The sequence below is a fragment of the Stenotrophomonas sp. YJH_SMC_37 genome (genome assembly GCF_059370035.1).
Genome location: NZ_JCAFTG010000005.1, coordinates 157,179 through 175,057, shown reverse-complemented (window position 1 = coordinate 175,057; position 17,879 = coordinate 157,179). Strand labels below are relative to the sequence as shown.

Genomic DNA, 17,879 nt, shown 5'->3' with positions numbered 1-17,879 from the left:
CGCAGGCGTTATGCTCGCGCACGACCGTCAATGGACGCGCGGAGGTTGGCATGACGACACGGACGTTACGGGTGCTGGCCTGGTGCAGCGTGTTGCTGGCTGCATGCGTGGCCGTGCTTTCGCTGGCACCGTTCACGCCGGCGATCATCTTCGCCTGGCCCTTGCTGGTGTTCGCCGCCTTCTGCATCTGGCGTGGCGCGTGGCTGCCCGGCGCACTGTGTGCGTGGCTGGCTTCGCTCGCTTTCATCGGCAGCCCGCTCAGCCTCTTCGATGGCTGGGACCGGCCGATCTATGCCTGCTGGATGATCGTCGTGGTGCTGCTTGTCATCCGATGGATGAGGCGGTCGCGGCCGTAGCGTCGAGCCTGCTCGACGCTACGGGTTCATGCATGGCGTGGATCTACAACAGAGGCACCAGCAGCAGCGCCACGATGTTGATGATCTTGATCAGCGGATTGATCGCCGGGCCAGCGGTGTCCTTGTACGGGTCACCGACGGTATCGCCGGTCACCGCAGCCTTGTGCGCTTCGCTGCCCTTGCCGCCGAAGTGGCCATCCTCGATGTACTTCTTGGCGTTGTCCCAGGCGCCGCCGCCGGTGGTCATTGAAATGGCCACGAACAGGCCGGTTACGATCGTGCCGATGAGTAGACCGCCGAGTGCGCGCGGCCCCAGCAGCAGGCCGACCACCACCGGCACCACCACCGGCAGCAGCGAGGGCACGATCATTTCGCGGATCGCCGAGCGGGTCAGCATGTCCACCGCCTTGTCGTACTGCGGCTTGCCGGTGCCCTGCATGATGCCGGGGATCTCGCGGAACTGGCGCCGCACCTCTTCCACCACTGCCCCCGCCGCGCGGCCGACCGCTTCCATCGCCATCGCACCGAACAGGTAGGGAATCAGGCCCCCGATCAGCAGGCCGATGATCACCGTGTGGTCGCTGAGGTCGAAGCGGAATTCCTGGCCGGGGTTGGCGGCCTGCAGGTTGTGGGTGTAGTCGGCGAACAGCACCAGTGCGGCCAGTGCAGCCGAGCCGATCGCATAGCCCTTGGTCACTGCCTTGGTGGTATTGCCCACCGCATCCAGTGGATCGGTGATGTCGCGGATCTCCGAGGGCAGCTCGGCCATTTCGGCGATGCCGCCGGCGTTGTCGGTGATCGGTCCGTAGGCATCGAGCGCGACGATCATGCCAGCCATCGACAGCATCGCGGTGGCGGCGATGGCGATGCCATACAGGCCACCCAGCGCGAACGCACCCCAGATCGCAGCACACACCGCCACCACCGGCAGTGCAGTGGACTTCATCGAGATGCCGAGGCCGGCGATGATGTTGGTGCCGTGCCCGGTGGTCGAGGCCTGCGCCACGTGTTGCACCGGCTTGTACTGGGTGCCGGTGTAGTACTCGGTGATCCACACGATCAGCCCGGTCAGGACCAGGCCGATCAACGCGCAGCCGTACAGTGGCATCGGTCCATGTACGTTGTCACTCATCAGCCCGGTGGTGATCGGGTAGAACGCGATCGCGGCCAGCACGCCGGAGACGATCACGCCCTTGTACAGCGCGCCCATGATCGAGCCGCCAGGCTTCACCTTGACGAACAGCGCACCGATGATCGAGGCGATGATCGACACACCGCCCAGCACCAGCGGATACAGCACGGCATTGGCGCCCGCCTCGGCCAGCATCAGGCTGCCCAGCAGCATCGTTGCGATGACGGTGACCGCATAGGTCTCGAACAGGTCGGCGGCCATGCCGGCGCAGTCGCCGACGTTGTCACCGACGTTGTCGGCGATCACCGCCGGGTTGCGCGGGTCATCCTCGGGAATGCCGGCTTCCACCTTGCCGACCAGATCGGCGCCGACGTCGGCGCCCTTGGTGAAGATGCCGCCGCCCAGACGCGCGAAGATCGAGATCAGCGACGAACCGAACGCCAGACCGACCAGCGCGTGCAGCGCCTGTTCCATCGGCAGGCCCATCCGCAGCAGCAGTGCGTAATAGCCGGCCACACCCAGCAGGCCCAGGCCGACCACCAGCATGCCGGTGATCGCACCGCCGCGGAAGGCGACGTCCATCGCCGCACTGATGCCATGGCGCGCCGCCTCCGCGGTGCGCACGTTGGCGCGCACCGACACGTTCATGCCGATGTAGCCGGCGGCGCCGGACAGCACCGCGCCGACCGCGAATCCAATCGCGGTATACCAGCTGAGGAACACCCCGACCAGCACGAACAGCACCACGCCGGCGATGCCGATGGTCAGGTACTGGCGGTTGAGGTAGGCACGCGCACCTTCCTGGATCGCGGTGGCGATCGCGACCATGCGCTCATTGCCGGTGGGTTGGCGCAGGATCCAGCGCGCCGAGACGATTCCGAACAGGATCGCGAGAATGGCGCAGCCCAGCGCCAATGAAAGCCCGTGACGTTCCAGCATTAGACCCCTCCGCAGAATGGATGTAGGCATCCAGTGGCGATGAACGGCACCACGAGGGGGACGACGGGCTGCAGCCTGGAACCAACCCGTACCGACCTTGGCGGTCGTCCGACGTATGGCGGTGTTCAGCATTCCCTGGTGCCCGCAGTATGCGTGCCGCCACTTGTAGAGTCGAGCCATGCTCGACTGGCCTCTACGAGCCGCACCTCGTGATCCTGTGGGCGCCCTCAAGACGGAACGCATCGCCATGCGCGCGGGCCCTGCCGCCGGGCCATGGGCACGATTCGAGAGCCATCAGGCCTTTGCGCCCCGTTAAGCCAGTCTCTGCAAGCCTGCGCACAGTCCCGTAGGAGATCCCACATGCGCCTGTCCCTGTTGATGCTTGCCGCCCTGGTCCCTGCCGTGCCGGCATTCGCCGCGGAAACCCCGGAACTGCAGCGTGCCGTGGGCGTGCCCCAGGCGGTGGGTGCGGTGCATACATTGCGCCAGATCCCCGAGGCCTGCGCGCGGCTGGAAGGTGTGTTCACCGGCGACGCCGCCGCGCCCTACCGCTTCTCCGCCGTGCGTACCAGCGAACAGTGCCAGCCACGCGCGCGCTTCGTCGATTACACCAAGGCGCAGCCAAGTGCGGACAAGGGCTGGAAACTCAACGATGTGATCCGCGTGCCGAGCGCGGCGTGCCCGGCCCAACAGGCAGTGGTGCGGGTGTGGCGCCTGCCGTCGAGCAACAAGGTCGAGCTGGACGGCCAGGGCCAGTCGCGCATCTATCTGGAAGAGGCGAAGAAGCAGGCGGCTGCCGGCCAGATTCCGCAGGTGACGATGTTTGCCGCGCAGCTGCAGATGGAAGGCAAGGCCTGTAACTGATACAGGTGGGTGCCGACCGTTGGTCGGCACCGATGCCGCATCCACGCATGGCGTGGATCCACTGCGGCGCGCCATCATTCTCCGGCCAGCGTCGCCCCGCGCGCCACCAGCAGCTCGCGAAGCGCCTTGCGGTGGCAGTGCGCCTCATCCTCGCAGTAGCACCCCACGCTGAGGTCGCTGTGCTGCGACATCGCAGCCAGCAGGTCCAGCGCGTGGGCCGCATCCGGGGACTTCATCTCAGCCTTGTAGTGGCGGAAGAACGCGTTCCAGTCGGCGGCCGTTTTCGCCTCGTGCGCCTGCTTCACCAGTGCCGCGCTGGGTGACAGGGTCGGGAACCAGACGTCGTACCAGTCCTGCCGGGCGAACTCGCTGCGCGGCACGCCGCGTGGCGGGCGCCGCACGGTACCGATACGCAGCCCCTCGCCGGGTTGGCGTGGCGTTCCCAGTCGAACAACACGCAAGGCCATGATGATCTCCAGGCGGGGCGTCCATCATCCTGCGATGCTCGTGCGCCAGGCGTGAACCGCTGTGGAAAGGAAAATGCCTGCAGCAATCAGTTGCCGCGGCAGTCCTTCAGCCACAACACACGTCCCACCTGGTCATAGCTGTCGACCACGCCGGTCAGCGTCACTTTCTCGCGCGGGCGCAGGGCCAGCGCATACGCGGCCTGGTTGGCTGCGAACGAGCAGGAAATGGCCACGCGCTCAAAGTCGATGCTGCCATCGCTGGGCAGGTCGAAGCTGGTGTTGTAGGTGCCGCCACTGCGCAGCACGGTGGTGATGCGACCGGTGATTGCGTAGGTCTTGCCCTTGTAGCGCGGCTCGATCGCGGCCGGGTTGTCCTTGTTCTGGTTGCGCAGCTGGAAGCCAAAGCGGTCGGCGGCGATCGTTACCACCGACGCCTGCGGAGTGGCCTTGGCTGCCTGTTCGCCAGCCTTGCCCGGCTTGACCTGGTTGAGCAGCTTGCACATTTCTTCGCGCACGCCGTCGGCCGAGGCAATGGCGCCCTTGTTGACCTTCACCACCATGCCGACGGTACCCTGGCCGCCTTCGGAAGTGGCGCTGATGATCATCGGGATCGGCTTGTGGGCCATGGATTCCGGCTCTTCGATCAGCATCGAGCCGCCTTCCACGTCCTCGCTGAGGACATCCATGTTGGCGTTCTTGGCGATCACCCGCATCTGGCCGATGGCACTGGCCACGGTCAGGTCCGGATGGGTGACCGATGAAGTGAAGGTCGTGCCGACGAAGGGGTTGCCCTTCTTCTGGAAGTTGCTTTCGCAGGTCGCAGCGAAGGCGGGTGCGGCGGCACCGCACAGCAGCGCGGCGATCAGGATCGGGTGCTTCATGGTTACAGTCCTTGTGAAATGGCAGCACAGGCCCGGGCCACGTGGCCGGGCAGCGTCGAATCTGGCTTGCGGCGGCCCCTTTGCCCCGGGCCGGAGCCCGATTGTGGGGCGCTTCGGTGGTCTCCGCAATGCGCCCTGTGCTCCGCACAGGGCGCAGGTGCACCTCAGCCTTCGAAGGCCGGCAGCTTCTGCTTCACCGCCACGTTCTTCAGGGTGACGTACTTCGGCAGGCCATCGGTGCCATACGGAAGCGGCGCTTCGCCCTTGATCAGCGGCGACAGGTAGGCGCGCGCCTTGGCGGTGATGCCGAAGCCGTCGCGGCGGATGAAGCCGGCGGGCATCTTCTTTTCATGGTTGGCAATCTTCGACAGCGGCGCCGCTTCGATCTTCCAGCGGTAGGGCGCGTCGCCGCTGCGCACGATCACCGGCATCACGCCGTTCTGGCCCTTGAGCGCCAGCTGCACCGCAGCCCTGCCGACCGCCTGCGCCTGCTCCCAGTCGGTCTTGCTGGCCAGGTGGCGGGCCGAGCGCTGCAGGTAGTCGGGCAGGGCCCAATGCACCTTCAGGCCCAGCTGGTCCTTGACCCGTGCGGCCAGGTGGGCAGCCACGCCGCCCAGCTGCGAGTGACCGAACGAGTCCTTGCCGCCGCCAGCATCGGCGACGAAGCGGCCATCGGCGGTGGCGATGCCTTCCGACGCCACCACCACGCAGTAGCCGACCCGCTCGACCACGGCCTTCACCTTGGTCAGGAACGCGGCCTCGTCGTAGGCGCGCTCGGGCAGCAGGATGATGTGCGGCGCTTCGTCATCACCGTTGCCAGCCAGGCCGGCGGCCGCGGCCAACCAGCCGGCGTGGCGGCCCATCGCTTCGTAGATGAACACGCGGGTGGAGGTCTCGGCCATCGCCGCGACGTCCAGCGCCGCCTCGCGCACCGAGACGGCGGTGTACTTGGCCGCCGAGCCGAAGCCGGGGCAGGTGTCGGTCACCGCCAGATCGTTGTCGATGGTCTTGGGCACGCCGATGCAGGTCAGGTCGTAGCCGGAGGCCTTGGCCAGCTGCGAAACCTTCAGCGCGGTGTCGGCCGAGTCGTTGCCACCGTTGTAGAGGAACCAGCGCACGTCATGCGCGCGCAGCACCTCCAGCAGCCGGTCGTAGCGGGCGCGGTCGGCGTCCAGCGATTTCAGCTTCACCCGGCACGAGCCGAAGGCGCCACCCGGGGTATGGGCCAGGGCGCGGATCGCGGCGGCGCTCTCCTTGCTGGTGTCGATCAGCTCCTCGCGCAGCGCGCCGAGGATGCCGTTGCGGGCGGCCAGGACCTTGATGCCCTTGGCCCGGGCCTGCTCGATCACCGCCGCCGCCGTGGCGTTGATGACCGCAGTAACACCGCCGGACTGGGCGTAGAGGAGAGTACCGTTGCGCATGCTTCTACCTGCTCGGGGGAGGGGACATTGCAGGGACATTACCCGGATGCGGTAAAGTGGCGCTATTGCGGTGCAGCGATACCGGTCCGTCCGGGACGCGAACCTTCTTTGTTTTCAACACGTTGGAGTCAGGTCAATGCGATTGGTTCTGTTGGGACCGCCCGGTTCGGGCAAGGGGACACAGGCGACGCGCCTGAAGGAAAAGCTGGGGATCGCCCACATTTCGACCGGTGACATGCTGCGCGCGGAAATCGCCGCGGGCACGGAACTGGGCAAGCAGGCCAAGACGGTGATGGATGCCGGCAACCTGGTGTCGGACGACATCCTGCTGGGCATGCTGGAGTCGCGCCTGACCCAGGCTGATGTCGCCAAGGGCTTCATCCTCGATGGCTACCCGCGCAACGTGGCCCAGGCCAATGCGATGGACGGCCTGCTGGCCAAGATCGGCCAGCCGCTGGACGCGGTGGTGCAGCTGGACGTGCCCACCGAACTGCTGGTGGACCGCATCGCCGGCCGCGCCAAGGAGCAGGGCCGCGCCGATGACAACCCGGAAGCGGTGCGCCAGCGCCTGCAGGTCTACAACGAGCAGACCGCCCCGGTGGTGGACTTCTACGCTGGCCGCGGCACCCTGGCCCGGGTTGACGGCGTCGGTGAGCTGGACGAGATCGAAGCCCGCATCCTGGCGGCGATCAACGCCTGACCCGGCGGGGCCGGCGTGCTGCCGGCCGCATGGGCGCAGAAAAAACACAGGCCTGGTCCGTGAGGATCAGGCCTGTGTCGTTTGATAGGCGCCAGCAGAGGGCTTGCTCAGGGCCCCGCAGCATGAGCTCCCTTGGGGATGGCCTCTTGGGGAGTAGGACCGGTTCGGGTACTGCGGCTGGCAGTTCGAATTGTGTCCGGGTTCACAGAACATCGCTATCGGGATTTCCCTGACAGATGATTGGAGTTTCCTCACATCCTGTGTAGGACTTGTCTTACCCAAGAGCGGACATTGGCCCTATACAGCCGTCATCGGTCACAATCCTCGGTCATGAGCAGCGTACATATCCTTGCAATTGCCGGCACCTTCATGGGCGGCGTGGCCGCCCTGGCGCGGGAACTGGGCCATACGGTCAGCGGCAGTGACCAGGCCATCTATCCGCCGATGTCCACCCAGCTCGAGCAGCTGGGTATCACCCTGGACCAGGGCTACCGCGCCGACAGCGTGCCACCGGGCACCGACGACGTGGTGATCGGCAACGCACTCTCGCGCGGCAATGCCGCCGTTGAGGCCGTGCTCGACGCCGGCCAGCGCTATATCTCCGGTGCGCAGTGGCTGTCCGAGCAGGTGCTGCCGGGCCGCGACACGCTGGCCGTGGCCGGCACCCACGGCAAGACCACCACTACCACCATCCTCACCTGGCTGCTGGAAAGTGCCGGTCGTTCTCCCGGTTTCCTGATCGGCGGCGTGGCCGAGGATTTCGGCGTCTCCGCCCGCCTGGGCCAGGGCCGTGAGTTCGTGGTCGAGGCCGACGAGTACGACACCGCCTTCTTCGACAAGCGCAGCAAGTTCGTGCACTACCGGCCGCTGGTGGCCATCCTCAACAACCTTGAATACGACCACGCCGACATCTTCCCGGACGTGGCCGCGATCCAGCGCCAGTTCCATCACCTGGTGCGCACGGTGCCGGCGCGTGGCCGACTGATCGTCAATGGCGAGGATCAGCATCTGGCCGAAGTGCTGGCGATGGGCTGCTGGACCCCGGTTGAGCGTTTCGGATTCGATCCGTCGCTGGAATGGCATGCCGAGCTGCTGGCTGCCGATGGCAGCGCGTTCCGCGTGCACCACCGCGGGCAGGCACTGGGTGATGTGCAGTGGTCGTTGCTGGGCCGCCACAACGTGCTCAACGGCCTGGCGGCGCTGGCAGCCGCACATGCGGTGGGTGTTGCGCCGGCCGAGGTGATCCCGGCGCTGGCGCGCTTCCGCAGCGTCAAGCGCCGCATGGAAGTGATCGGCAGCCACGAGGGCATCACCGTCTATGACGATTTCGCCCACCACCCGACCGCAATCGCCACCACGCTGGAAGGGCTGCGCGCCAAGGTGGGCGATGCGCGCATCGTGGTCGCGATGGAGCCGCGCAGCAATTCGATGCGGCTGGGCGCACACGCGCAGGCGCTGGCCCCCTCGCTGGCGCTGGCCGATGAAGTGGTGTTCCTGCATCGCCCGGAACTGGCCTGGGATGCTGCTGCGGTGATCGCCGCAGTGCGTGGCGAAGCGCACGCGGTGCCCGATACCGACGCGCTGCTGGCGCAATTGCAGGCCAGCGCGCGCAGGGGTGACCACGTGGTGTTCATGTCCAACGGTGGCTTCGACGGCGCACCGCGCCGCTTCCTTGCCGCGCTGCAGGCACGATGAGCGTCGACGGTTCGCTGCCGCTGTTTCCGCTGCACACCACGCTGGTGCCAGGTGCGGCGGTGGGCCTGCGCGTGTTCGAACGGCGCTACCTGGATCTGGTGCGCGACAGCGGCCGCAGTGGTGAGGGCTTTGGTGTCTGCCTGATCCTCGACGGCCAGGAAGTGGGAGCCCCGGCAACGCCGGCCGCGTATGGCGTGCAGGTACGCATCGAAGACTTCGATGTCGGCGCCGACGGCGTGCTGCAGTTGCGTCTGCGCGGCACCCGCCGTTTCCATGTCGAGCGCACGCGCGTGCGTGACAACGGGCTGGTGGTAGCCGACGTGCGCTGGTGCGATGAAGACCCCGACGACGAACTGCGGCCGCAGCATGCGCTGCTGGCCACGGTGCTGGGGCACATCATCGAACAGGCCGGCGAGGCCTATGCGCCGGCCAACCCAGCGCTGCTGGACCAGGCCAGCTGGGTCGGCTGGCGGCTGGCCGAGCTGCTGCCGCTGAGCGAGCAGCAGCGGTTGCAGCTGCTGCAGTTGGACGACCCGCACCAGCGTTTGCAGCAGTTGCTGGGCTGGATGCCGTAACAGCCTGCCCCGGGTGGTGTGCGCCCTGGTGCACACGCTGGGGTATGCGGGGAATGCCATCCACGCATGGCGTGGATCTACTGTAGAGCCGAGCCTATGCTCGGCTTGATGGTTCCCGCGAAGGCAGCCGAGCATGGGCTCGGCTCTACAGTGGGTGGCTGCGTGCCGGTGCCGGTCGGGGCGCCGTGGTCTTCAACCGCAGCACCGGCAACCCGGTTTCGCTGTGCACGTCCTCGCGTTGCGGAAGCTCCTGCACGGCGTCCTTCACCGCGTTCAATGCCGGGTCGACGCCGCGCAGTGGATGCCACATGCCGATCCATTCGAAATGGCGCTGGTAGCGCAGGGTCTGCGCACTGCCCAGCCACAGTGGCGTATTGCCCGGCTGCAACTGTGCAGGGGCTGGCCACAGGCGCAGTACGTAGCGCTCATCGCGATGTGCACCCTGGCGCACCATCAACAGCGCTTCCACGCGGGTGTCCAGCGTCGCCGGCAGCACCGGCAGGTCATCGGCGCCGGTGTTCTTGTCCAGCATCAGCAGCGCCTGCTGCCAGCCGGCCTGCTCCTGTCGCTTCCAGCCGCGCGCTTCCAGTTGCGCCTGCAGCGGTGCCAACGGACCGGCCACCTGCACGTCCAGCGGCCAGCGCTGGTCGTCGTCGAACTCGTTGCGGCGCGCCGGCAGCGTGGCCCAGTCGTGCTGCCACCAGGCCTGCGTGTCCATTGCCTGCGGGGCCGGCAGGGTCGGCTCGAAGCGTTCCAGCTTCACCGGGATGTTGCGCGGTGCGTACCACATCGCGGCGACGGCGAAGACGCCATAGAACAGCCAGGCCACCGGTTTCACCCAGAACGAGCGGTTGAAGCGGCGGCGGTAGGCGATGCCCAGCACCAGCAGCCAGAACGTGCCGAACAGCATGCCGCCGATCACGTCGCTCAGCCAATGCGCACCCAGGTACAGGCGCGAGAAGCCGATCAGGCTGACCACGATGCCCGACACCAGGTACGGCCAGACGCGGGTACGGCCGGGCATCTCGCGGGCGATCAGCACCGCGAAGAAGCCGAAGGTGATGGTGGCCATCGTCACCGACACCGACGGGAAGCCGAAGCCGCTGCTGGCGTCGACCGGGCGCACCACATCGACGGTAGCGCCGAGCAGCATGGTCAGCGCCAGGCCGAACGCCAGCGCGGCCAGCCAGTGGGCGGCCGCCATCCAGCGCCGGCGCCAGATCAGGTAGCCCATCGCTGCAGCGGTGGCCGGCAGTAGTACCTGCCAGGCGCCCAGCGACGCCAGCGCGGCCATCGGGTAATCGGCCAGCGGGTTACGCAGCGCCAGCATGGCCTGGTGCACCAGCAGGTCGATCGCCAGCGGCTCGCCGTGCGCGACCACCACGGTCAACAATGCGAACCAGCCCCAGCCCAGTACCAGCAGCATCAACGCCAGCATCGCCAGCGGCACCGATTCACGGCGCTTGGGATCAAGCACGCCGACGGTATAGCGGCCCAGCGTGGGGTGGCGGTTGGACCAGTCCAGCAGGCGTGCCAACCAGTTGTCCATGCGCGCGGCCGACCAGCGGTAGCCGTACAGCACGATGGCCCAGACCAGGCCGAGGATCACCGCCAGCAGGCCGACCACCACCACCAGCCGACCGGCCACCGCCGCCACCGCGTCATAGGCCTCGCCAAGAATCCAGCCGGGGGCCAGGAACAGGACCGCCCATGAAATGCTGGCGATACCACTGGCCTGTACATAGCGGCTGGCTGGCATCTTCATCATGCCCGCGATGGCGGGCACGAATGGCCGGATCGCGCCGACGTAGCGTGCCACCAGGATGCTCTTGAAGGCATTGCGGCGGAACAGGTTTTCGCCGCGGTCGAGCAGCTGCGGGTAACGGCTGAACGGCCACACGCCGCGCAGGCGGTCGCCCCAGCGGCGGCCGATCCAGTAACTGATGCCATCGCCGGCAAACGCACCCAATGCCGCAGCCGCCACCGCGTACGGCCCGGAGATCTGGCCCAGGCCGATGAACACGCCCACCGCGAACAGCAGTGGCAGCGCCGGCACGATGGCGCCAAGAATGATGACCGCATCGCAGAAGGCGATGAGGAAGATAACGGCGCCCGCCAGCACGGGGTGAGCGGCAATCCACGCGAGCGTGGCGTCGATCCATGAAGAGTCCATTGCCCGATTATAGGGGCGTGAAGGTGACTGGTTCCCAGCCGCTTGGTGACCGTTTGCAACCAGTGCCATCGCCTAGAATGGGCCCATGCCGCATACGCCCGACGCTCAACCGCATGCTTTGAAGGCCGACAGCTTCGGCCGGATCCTCCTTGTGAAAGGGCCCGATGGTCCCTTTGTGCGCCGTGATCTTGGTGCCACGCCGCTGTGGTTGCGGCTGCCTGCATGGTGGCTGGCCCGCCGCGAGGCCCGCGCGCTGCAGCACATTCACGGCATGGCCGATGTGCCGCAGCTGCTGGCCTGGAATGGCCATCACCTGGATCGCAGCTTCATGGCCGGCGACGCCATGTACCAGCGCCCACCGCGCGGCGACCTGGCCTGGTTCCGTTCCGCGCGCCGGCTGCTGCAGCAGCTGCATCGCAACGGCGTGGCCCACAACGATCTGGCCAAGGAGGCCAACTGGCTGGTCACTGAAGATGGACGGCCGGCGCTGATCGACTTCCAGCTGGCGGTGATCGGCAACCCGCGCTCGCGCTGGATGCGGCTGCTGGCGCGCGAGGACCTGCGCCACCTGCTCAAGCACAAGCGCATGTACTGCCGTGAATCGCTTACGCCGGTGGAGAAGCGGTTGCTCAAGCGCACCTCGTGGGTGCGCGAACTGTGGTTTGCTACCGGCAAGCCGGTCTACCGCTTCGTCACCCGCCGCATCCTGCATTGGGAAGACAACGAAGGGCAGGGGCCCAAGCCGTGAAGGCTTCGCGGATAGTGACCGGCCCGCCGAGCGCGGGCAATGTGTTGCGTGCGCAGTTGCCTGGTGCCGACTTCGTGCACGCCTGTCAGGCCACCACCCGGCGCGACGGGCGTACCGCACTGCAGGCCTACCGCGACATGGCGGCGACCATTCCCGGCTGGTTCGATGGGCTGATGGCGCTGCGCAACCACGGCATGCGCCTGCTGGGCATGAAGCATCTGGGTTCGTTGCGTGCAGTGCAGGTTGTTGAAGATCCTCAACCCGGCCAGCGGCTCGGCATCTTCACCCTGCAGTCGATGGATGACGATGCCATCGTGCTGGAAGACGACGACCGCCATCTTCGCGTGCAGCTGGCGCTGCAGTGGCAGGGCGACGTGCTGGAAGTGGCGACCGTGGTGCATACGCATAACGCCTTCGGGCGCGCGTACATGCTGCCGGTTGCCCCGGTGCATCGATTGATCGTGCCGCATCTGTTGAAAAAGCAGGTGCAGTTGTACCGGTAGATCCACGCCATGCGTGGATGCGGTTTGTGATCCGCGGGCTGCTTAACGGCTAAACGGCTCATTGCCAAGTGCCGCATAAATGTGGATTCCGCTGGCAGCAGAAGACTCGCGACATCCAAGCCAGGGACAACCGGCAAGGGAATCATTGAGGTGATGCATGTGGTACTGCGCACACGCCATTTTCTATTACGAGAGCAAAGGGCAGGAATCGTTCCTGGTGCATGAGAACGTGTACCTGATCAGTGCCGACAACGATGAACACGCTCTTGAGAATGCAGAAGCACTTGCTTCCGGGTATGAGGATCTGACCGGCCGCCTGGTGGGTGAAGACGGTAGGGCGTATCTTTATCGTTTCGCCGGAATCCGCAAGCTGATATCAGTGGCGATTGATCAGGACTCTGCCGAGGGGCGCCTGCACTCTGGCGTGGAGGTCACGTACTCCGTCATGGCGGTGGACACGTTGGATCAGGTGAAGCGGCTTGCCCGTGGTGATGGCGTGGCAGTGCTGTACCAGGAATGGAAATGTAGAGCCGAGCCATGCTCGGCTGCATTCAATGAGCCGAGCAGGGCTCGGCTCTACAGAGGCCGGTGGCCTTACGGCGTTGCCGGCACGACCTGCTGGCCGATGAAGTTGCGCTTGGCGTCGAAGTCGTAGGCGATCTGCAACTGCCCGACATCCGGGCAGGCGTGGCAGTCGCGCAGCGGTGTGCGGTACAGCAGCCGGATGCCGCCGTTATCCAATGGCGAGGCGCCGGCCGACTGCGCCGGTGCGAACGGCGTGGCTTGCGGGTTGGCCTTCAGCAGTTCCTGCACAGTGGGGTCGGCACGCAGGGTGTCGTCCAACTGCACGGCATCCACATCGATGCGCTTGCCGCTGGCATCGACCAGACGGGTACCTTCATTGGTGTTGGCGCGGAACGGATACTCGACCGTGGCAATGCCCAGTCCTTCGTTCTCGTGCCATGCGGTCACATAGGCCAACTCACCGCCGGTGGACAACTGCTCGGCGGCGGTGATGGCCTCGGCACTGGCGCCACCGGCGCGCATCGCGTCGCGAAGGCAATCCCGGGTGGCCGCGTTCTCGCCCTGGCGGCAGGCGTTGAGGTCGCCATCCCAGACCACCGCCTCGCTCCAGCGCATCTTGCCGTCGGCGGCGGCCTTCTCCGCACTGGGCGCGTCACCGGCGGGCGGCTCCTTGCCGGGTTCCGGCGAACGGCCCTGGCAGGCGGTCAGCAGGACAAGCCCCAGGGCAGGCAGCAACAGGCGGGAACGGCGCATGGCGTGGACCTCGTGCGTTGTCTGGAGGCCCGAGTATCGTCAAGGGCGGGTGAACTCCGCGTCGGCGCGGCATACTAGCGGCTCATTGCATACGCTGGAGTGCGGAACGTGGGCAGTCTGCAGGGCAAAACGCTTTTCATCACCGGTGCCTCGCGTGGCATCGGCCTGGCCATCGCACTGCGCGCCGCGCGCGACGGGGCCAACGTGGCGATCGCGGCCAAGTCGTCGGTGCCGAATCCGAAGCTGCCGGGCACCATCCACACCGCCGCCGAAGCGGTGACGGCTGCAGGCGGGCAGGGCCTGGCGCTGAAGTGCGACATCCGGGAGGAAGAGCAGGTGCAGGCGGCGGTGGCGGCCACGGTCGACACATTCGGTGGCATCGACATCCTGATCAACAACGCCAGCGCGATCTGGTTGCGCGGCACGTTGGATACGCCGATGAAGCGTTTCGACCTGATGCAGCAGGTCAATGCGCGCGGCAGTTTCCTGTGCGCGCAGGCCTGCCTGCCGTACCTGCTGCAGGCGCCGAACCCGCACATCCTGACCCTGGCACCGCCGCCGAGCCTGGAGCCGAAGTGGTGGGGCGCGCATACCGGCTACACGCTGGCGAAGATGGGCATGAGCTTCGTCACGCTCGGCCTGGCCGCGGAATTCGGCCCGCAGGGTGTGGCGGTGAACGCGCTGTGGCCGCGCACGGTGATCGCCACCGATGCGATCAACATGATTCCGGGCGTGGATGCGGCCGGCTGCCGCACGCCGCAGATCATGGCCGATGCTGCGCACGCGGTGCTGGTGCGCGAGGCGGCGGGTTTCCACGGCCAGTTCCTGATCGACGATGACGTGCTGGCGCAGGCGGGTATTACCGATCTGTCCGGCTATGCGGTGGATCCATCGCGTCCGTTGTTGCCGGATCTGTTCCTGGAGTGATCGCGCGTCGCCGGCAGAGGCCGAGGGCTGCGACCTTCGGCCTGCTGCGTTAGAATGCGCGGCTGTAATCGTTTTCAACAAGGACGTGAACCCATGTCACGCACTCTTTCCGTCGCGGCGCTGGCCGCTTCGCTGTCGATTGTCCTGGCTGCCTGCGGCAGCAAGGCGCCTGCAACCGCTGGCGACGCCGGCCCTTCCAGCACGCCCGACGCCAGCGCGGCGCCGTCGGACACACAGCAGCAGTTGACCGCCAAGCTCAACGCCTACATCGGCTGCTTCAACACGCTTGATTCGAAGACCCACGGCAGCATCGAGTCCTATACGCGCTGGATCAAGGACGTCGAGGCCGGCCCGACCGGGCGCGAGACCCAGGTGTACGGTCCGTTCGAGATCAGCGACTACGACATGAAGCAGTGCGATGGCCCCGTGACCGAGGCGATGGCTGCCAAGCCGGCGCTGGCCGAGCTCGATGCCGCTGCTGGCCATTACCAGCAGGCGCTGAAGGCACTGGTGCCGATCAGCAAGGAGGCGCACGACTACTACGATCGCCAGGACTACGAAGATGACCGGTTCGCCAAGGGCAAGCAGCTGCATGCGCCCTTGATGGCCGCCTTCAAGGAGTTCGTGGCTGCCAGCGCAACGTTCAACGCCGAGCTGGAGCGCCAGAACGACGCCGCCCAGCGCGAGCAGCTCAAGGCGCTGGAACAGGCCGAGGGGCGCACGCGCGAGTACTACCGTCTGGCGATGATGCTGGAAGCCAAGGCCATCATGGATCTGATGAGCGAGGACGATTTCGACCAGGCCAAGGCGCGCGAGCGTCTGGATGCGTTCAACCGCATTTCCGACGAAGCGCATGCGAAGGTGGCTGATCAGGAGCCGGGCAAGCTGGACTGGAACAGCTTCGAGCGTGAGGCCGAGAACTTCCGGCGCGAAGGCAAGGAGCGGCTGAAGCGCGTCAGCGAGAACACGCCCTATACCGATTTCGAACGGCGCATGCTGGATTCGCCCTCAATGGCGCCGAGCGGCTCTGCCAGCAAGCTGATGCAGGAATACAACTCGCTGGTTTTCCAGAGCAACCGCCAGTAGGCGGGAAGCTCAACGCGCTATTTTTGTCGCGATCGAGCAGGTTGATCGCGACATGACACGCCCCGCAGCCCCGAATGCCAGCACCTTCCCGAGGTGCTGGAGCGCGCGCTCGCGCCATGCAGGACGATGGCTGCAGTTTTCACTGGTGCAAGGAACTGATTTGAACGCATCCACACGCCTGATTCCCGTTCTCCTGCTCGGCGCGCTGGCCGGCTGCAACAGCCCGGCGGGGCTGGCGGTCGCCGACCCCGGGCTGGAGAAGGTGAACGCCTACATCGAGTGCTACAACGGCGTCGAACAGCCCATCCACGAAGGCTTCCAGACTTACACGGGCTGGATGAAGGACCCCAAGGCGGGGCCGACCGGCAAGGAAGCGCAGCCGCGCTCACCGGGCAAGCTGTTGTCGCACCGCGTCGAGTACTGCGGCCAGCCGCTGACCGATGCGCTGGCAAAGACCCCTGCCACGCCGCTGGATGCACCCGCGCGACAGTACCAGCAGGCATTCCAGGCACTGAACACCCTGATCGAGCGTGCCGATGGGTACTTCACCCGCGAGGACTATCGTCGCGATGGTGGCGAAGGGATGCGCAGCCAGCATGCCCCGCTGATGCAGGCCTATGCTGATTTCTTCAAGGCCAGCGAAGCAATGGATGCGGCGCTGGAAAAGAACGAGAACGATCGCCGCGCCGCCCAGCTGAAGCAGATCGAGGAAAGCGAAGGCCGCTCGCTGGCCTATTACCACCTGCGCCTTGTCGGCGATGGCAAGCAGCTGGCGATGGCGTTCCAGAGCGACGCGCCGGATGTTGCGGCGTTGCGCGGCCAGCTGGCCGACTATCAGGCGCTGGTGACGGAAATCCAGAACAGTGGTGTCGGCAAGGACGACCCGATGTGGGGCCATGTGCAGCGTTCGGCCGACAAGCTGGTGCGTACCGCTGGTCGCGGTGTCGAGCGTCTGGAGCAGGGCAAGCCGATCACCGCCGATGCGTTGGCCGCCGAGCGCAAGGCGTCGGGCAGCTGGCTCACCACCGATCCTGAAGGGGCACAGTCGACGATCCTGGACGCCTACAACGACCTGGTGACCACCAGCAACCGCATGCGCTGAGGGCGATCCACACAGGGCGTGGACCCGTCCACGGCGGCACCGGGCCATGCCCGGCGCGCACCCTGCGGGGTTGGCAGTGCCGGCCGCTGGCCGGCATGTGCCTCAATGGCTGAATGCGTCCGGCAGTTCACCACCGCACTTGCGGCAGTGCCGCGCATCCGGTTCATGCCCCTCCAGCCCGCAATGCGGGCAGCCGCGGGCATCACGGCGCGCGGCCAGTTCGGCCTCGCGCATGGTGCTGGCCAGTTCGGCGGTGTAGATGCCGGTGGGCACGGCGATGATGCTGTAGCCGATCAGGATCAGCACCGAGGTGACGAAGCGGCCGAGCACGGTCTGGGGCACGATATCGCCGAAGCCGACCGTGGCCATGGTCACCACCGCCCAGTACATGCTGGCCGGGATGTTGGTGAAGCCGTGTTCGGGGCCCTCGATCACGTACATCAGCGCACCGGCGATGATGGTGATGGTGATCACCGTGAACAGGAACACCAGCACCTTGCGCCGGCTGCGCCACAGTGACGTCATCAGGACGCCGCTTTCCTCGATGTAGCGGGTCAGCTTGAGGATGCGGAACACCCGCAGGATGCGCAGCGCGCGCACCACCAGCAGGCTCTGCGCACCCGGGATGAACATCGACAGGTAGGCGGGCAGGATCGACAGCAGGTCGATGATGCCCCAGATGCTCACCGCGTAACGCAGCGGGCGCCTGACAACCGCCAGCCGCAGCAGGTACTCGGCGGTGAAGATGATCGTGAAGCCCCATTCCAGGATGTACAGGCCGGTGGACCATTCGGCATGCAGGTGCTGCACGCTGTCGATCATCACCACCAGGATGCTGGCGACGATCGCCACCACCAGGATCAGGTCGAAATTGCGCGAAGGGCGGGTGTCATGGCGGTAGATGATGTCGAACCACCGACGGCGCCAGCCGGTCTCGGTTGCGGGGTTGAGCTGGGGGGCGGAAAACGGTCGCATGGGCGCATTGTGCCGCAGGGGTTCCGGCGCGAGAATGGGCATTCCTGAACCCTGCCG

18 protein-coding genes are annotated in these 17,879 nt (G+C 66.4%); 11 read left to right on the top strand and 7 right to left on the bottom strand.

Going from position 1 to position 17,879, the window contains the following annotated elements:
• Positions 1-50 precede the first annotated feature (50 nt).
• A complete protein-coding gene (locus AC5P8J_RS09650; protein WP_031270312.1) occupies positions 51-356 on the top strand; it encodes a hypothetical protein in 306 nt (101 codons plus the stop codon).
• Between the two features lie 43 nt (positions 357-399).
• Here AC5P8J_RS09650 and AC5P8J_RS09645 read toward each other — a convergent pair whose 3' ends face one another.
• Positions 400-2,427, bottom strand: a complete 2,028-nt coding sequence (locus tag AC5P8J_RS09645) for a sodium-translocating pyrophosphatase (RefSeq protein ID WP_019662021.1) — start codon at positions 2,425-2,427, stop codon at positions 400-402.
• Between the two features lie 360 nt (positions 2,428-2,787).
• On the opposite strand from AC5P8J_RS09645, the gene AC5P8J_RS09640 reads away from it, so the two are divergent.
• On the top strand, positions 2,788-3,291 hold the full coding sequence (locus AC5P8J_RS09640) for a hypothetical protein (protein ID WP_021203625.1): 504 nt from the start codon (positions 2,788-2,790) through the stop codon (positions 3,289-3,291).
• A gap of 74 nt (positions 3,292-3,365) precedes the next feature.
• On the opposite strand, the gene AC5P8J_RS09635 is transcribed toward AC5P8J_RS09640, so the two are convergent.
• The 3 genes from AC5P8J_RS09635 to AC5P8J_RS09625 all read right to left on the bottom strand — a co-directional run bounded on the left by AC5P8J_RS09635 (position 3,366) and on the right by AC5P8J_RS09625 (position 6,060).
• The gene (locus AC5P8J_RS09635) at positions 3,366-3,758 is read right to left on the bottom strand and encodes a DUF488 domain-containing protein (RefSeq protein ID WP_111098769.1); all 393 of its coding nucleotides are present in this window, start codon (positions 3,756-3,758) and stop codon (positions 3,366-3,368) included.
• A gap of 86 nt (positions 3,759-3,844) precedes the next feature.
• Entirely contained in the window at positions 3,845-4,639 is a 795-nt protein-coding gene (locus tag AC5P8J_RS09630) for a hypothetical protein (RefSeq protein WP_021203626.1), read from the bottom strand.
• A gap of 164 nt (positions 4,640-4,803) precedes the next feature.
• Positions 4,804-6,060, bottom strand: coding sequence for a 6-phosphofructokinase (locus AC5P8J_RS09625; RefSeq protein ID WP_494540076.1), 1,257 nt, complete (start codon positions 6,058-6,060; stop codon positions 4,804-4,806).
• 136 nt (positions 6,061-6,196) lie between these two features.
• Here AC5P8J_RS09625 and AC5P8J_RS09620 point away from each other — a divergent pair, with 136 nt between their 5' ends.
• From AC5P8J_RS09620 to AC5P8J_RS09610, 3 genes are all read left to right on the top strand, one after another.
• A complete protein-coding gene (locus tag AC5P8J_RS09620; protein ID WP_019662016.1) occupies positions 6,197-6,760 on the top strand; it encodes an adenylate kinase in 564 nt (187 codons plus the stop codon).
• A 330-nt stretch (positions 6,761-7,090) separates the two neighbouring features.
• Entirely contained in the window at positions 7,091-8,455 is a 1,365-nt protein-coding gene (gene mpl, locus AC5P8J_RS09615; RefSeq protein ID WP_191863595.1) for a UDP-N-acetylmuramate:L-alanyl-gamma-D-glutamyl-meso-diaminopimelate ligase, read from the top strand.
• Positions 8,452-9,030, top strand: coding sequence for an LON peptidase substrate-binding domain-containing protein (locus AC5P8J_RS09610; RefSeq protein WP_021203629.1), 579 nt, complete (start codon positions 8,452-8,454; stop codon positions 9,028-9,030). Before mpl ends, AC5P8J_RS09610 begins: the two co-directional genes overlap by 4 nt.
• A 145-nt stretch (positions 9,031-9,175) precedes the next feature.
• Here AC5P8J_RS09610 and AC5P8J_RS09605 read toward each other — a convergent pair whose 3' ends face one another.
• The gene (locus tag AC5P8J_RS09605; protein WP_227854040.1) at positions 9,176-11,203 is read right to left on the bottom strand and encodes a bifunctional DedA family/phosphatase PAP2 family protein; all 2,028 of its coding nucleotides are present in this window, start codon (positions 11,201-11,203) and stop codon (positions 9,176-9,178) included.
• An 85-nt stretch (positions 11,204-11,288) separates the two neighbouring features.
• Here AC5P8J_RS09605 and AC5P8J_RS09600 point away from each other — a divergent pair, with 85 nt between their 5' ends.
• The 3 genes from AC5P8J_RS09600 to AC5P8J_RS09590 all read left to right on the top strand — a co-directional run bounded on the left by AC5P8J_RS09600 (position 11,289) and on the right by AC5P8J_RS09590 (position 13,109).
• On the top strand, positions 11,289-11,951 hold the full coding sequence (locus AC5P8J_RS09600; RefSeq protein ID WP_019662012.1) for a serine/threonine-protein kinase: 663 nt from the start codon (positions 11,289-11,291) through the stop codon (positions 11,949-11,951).
• A 14-nt stretch (positions 11,952-11,965) separates the two neighbouring features.
• Positions 11,966-12,454 (top strand): DUF2867 domain-containing protein, encoded by a 489-nt coding sequence (locus AC5P8J_RS09595; protein ID WP_456115445.1) that lies wholly within the window; start codon positions 11,966-11,968, stop codon positions 12,452-12,454.
• 157 nt (positions 12,455-12,611) lie between these two features.
• Positions 12,612-13,109, top strand: a complete 498-nt coding sequence (locus tag AC5P8J_RS09590; protein ID WP_242542406.1) for a DUF4288 domain-containing protein — start codon at positions 12,612-12,614, stop codon at positions 13,107-13,109.
• Here the strand turns inward: AC5P8J_RS09590 and AC5P8J_RS09585 are convergent.
• Positions 13,049-13,732, bottom strand: a complete 684-nt coding sequence (locus AC5P8J_RS09585) for a hypothetical protein (protein ID WP_483698192.1) — start codon at positions 13,730-13,732, stop codon at positions 13,049-13,051. The genes AC5P8J_RS09590 and AC5P8J_RS09585 overlap by 61 nt on opposite strands.
• A 108-nt stretch (positions 13,733-13,840) precedes the next feature.
• On the opposite strand from AC5P8J_RS09585, the gene AC5P8J_RS09580 reads away from it, so the two are divergent.
• The 3 genes from AC5P8J_RS09580 to AC5P8J_RS09570 all read left to right on the top strand — a co-directional run bounded on the left by AC5P8J_RS09580 (position 13,841) and on the right by AC5P8J_RS09570 (position 16,847).
• Complete coding sequence (locus tag AC5P8J_RS09580) at positions 13,841-14,659, top strand: SDR family oxidoreductase (protein WP_207048897.1); 819 nt, start codon at positions 13,841-13,843, stop codon at positions 14,657-14,659.
• A 93-nt stretch (positions 14,660-14,752) separates the two neighbouring features.
• Positions 14,753-15,745, top strand: a complete 993-nt coding sequence (locus AC5P8J_RS09575; protein ID WP_021203635.1) for a YiiG family protein — start codon at positions 14,753-14,755, stop codon at positions 15,743-15,745.
• A gap of 160 nt (positions 15,746-15,905) precedes the next feature.
• Positions 15,906-16,847 (top strand): YiiG family protein, encoded by a 942-nt coding sequence (locus AC5P8J_RS09570; RefSeq protein WP_021203636.1) that lies wholly within the window; start codon positions 15,906-15,908, stop codon positions 16,845-16,847.
• Between the two features lie 102 nt (positions 16,848-16,949).
• Here the strand turns inward: AC5P8J_RS09570 and AC5P8J_RS09565 are convergent, their stop codons facing one another.
• Positions 16,950-17,822, bottom strand: a complete 873-nt coding sequence (locus AC5P8J_RS09565) for an ion transporter (RefSeq protein WP_021203637.1) — start codon at positions 17,820-17,822, stop codon at positions 16,950-16,952.
• Positions 17,823-17,879 lie beyond the last annotated feature (57 nt).

Bases quoted from the DNA above. Each gene is read 5' to 3' on its own strand.
- AC5P8J_RS09650 (WP_031270312.1), top strand. From the start codon at position 51: ATGACGACACGGACGTTACGGGTGCTGGCCTGGTGCAGCGTGTTGCTG.
- AC5P8J_RS09645 (WP_019662021.1), bottom strand. From the start codon at position 2,427: ATGCTGGAACGTCACGGGCTTTCATTGGCGCTGGGCTGCGCCATTCTC.
- AC5P8J_RS09640 (WP_021203625.1), top strand. From the start codon at position 2,788: ATGCGCCTGTCCCTGTTGATGCTTGCCGCCCTGGTCCCTGCCGTGCCG.
- AC5P8J_RS09635 (WP_111098769.1), bottom strand. From the start codon at position 3,758: ATGGCCTTGCGTGTTGTTCGACTGGGAACGCCACGCCAACCCGGCGAG.
- AC5P8J_RS09630 (WP_021203626.1), bottom strand. From the start codon at position 4,639: ATGAAGCACCCGATCCTGATCGCCGCGCTGCTGTGCGGTGCCGCCGCA.
- AC5P8J_RS09625 (WP_494540076.1), bottom strand. From the start codon at position 6,060: ATGCGCAACGGTACTCTCCTCTACGCCCAGTCCGGCGGTGTTACTGCG.
- AC5P8J_RS09620 (WP_019662016.1), top strand. From the start codon at position 6,197: ATGCGATTGGTTCTGTTGGGACCGCCCGGTTCGGGCAAGGGGACACAG.
- mpl (WP_191863595.1), top strand. From the start codon at position 7,091: ATGAGCAGCGTACATATCCTTGCAATTGCCGGCACCTTCATGGGCGGC.
- AC5P8J_RS09610 (WP_021203629.1), top strand. From the start codon at position 8,452: ATGAGCGTCGACGGTTCGCTGCCGCTGTTTCCGCTGCACACCACGCTG.
- AC5P8J_RS09605 (WP_227854040.1), bottom strand. From the start codon at position 11,203: ATGGACTCTTCATGGATCGACGCCACGCTCGCGTGGATTGCCGCTCAC.
- AC5P8J_RS09600 (WP_019662012.1), top strand. From the start codon at position 11,289: ATGCCGCATACGCCCGACGCTCAACCGCATGCTTTGAAGGCCGACAGC.
- AC5P8J_RS09590 (WP_242542406.1), top strand. From the start codon at position 12,612: ATGTGGTACTGCGCACACGCCATTTTCTATTACGAGAGCAAAGGGCAG.
- AC5P8J_RS09585 (WP_483698192.1), bottom strand. From the start codon at position 13,732: ATGCGCCGTTCCCGCCTGTTGCTGCCTGCCCTGGGGCTTGTCCTGCTG.
- AC5P8J_RS09575 (WP_021203635.1), top strand. From the start codon at position 14,753: ATGTCACGCACTCTTTCCGTCGCGGCGCTGGCCGCTTCGCTGTCGATT.
- AC5P8J_RS09565 (WP_021203637.1), bottom strand. From the start codon at position 17,822: ATGCGACCGTTTTCCGCCCCCCAGCTCAACCCCGCAACCGAGACCGGC.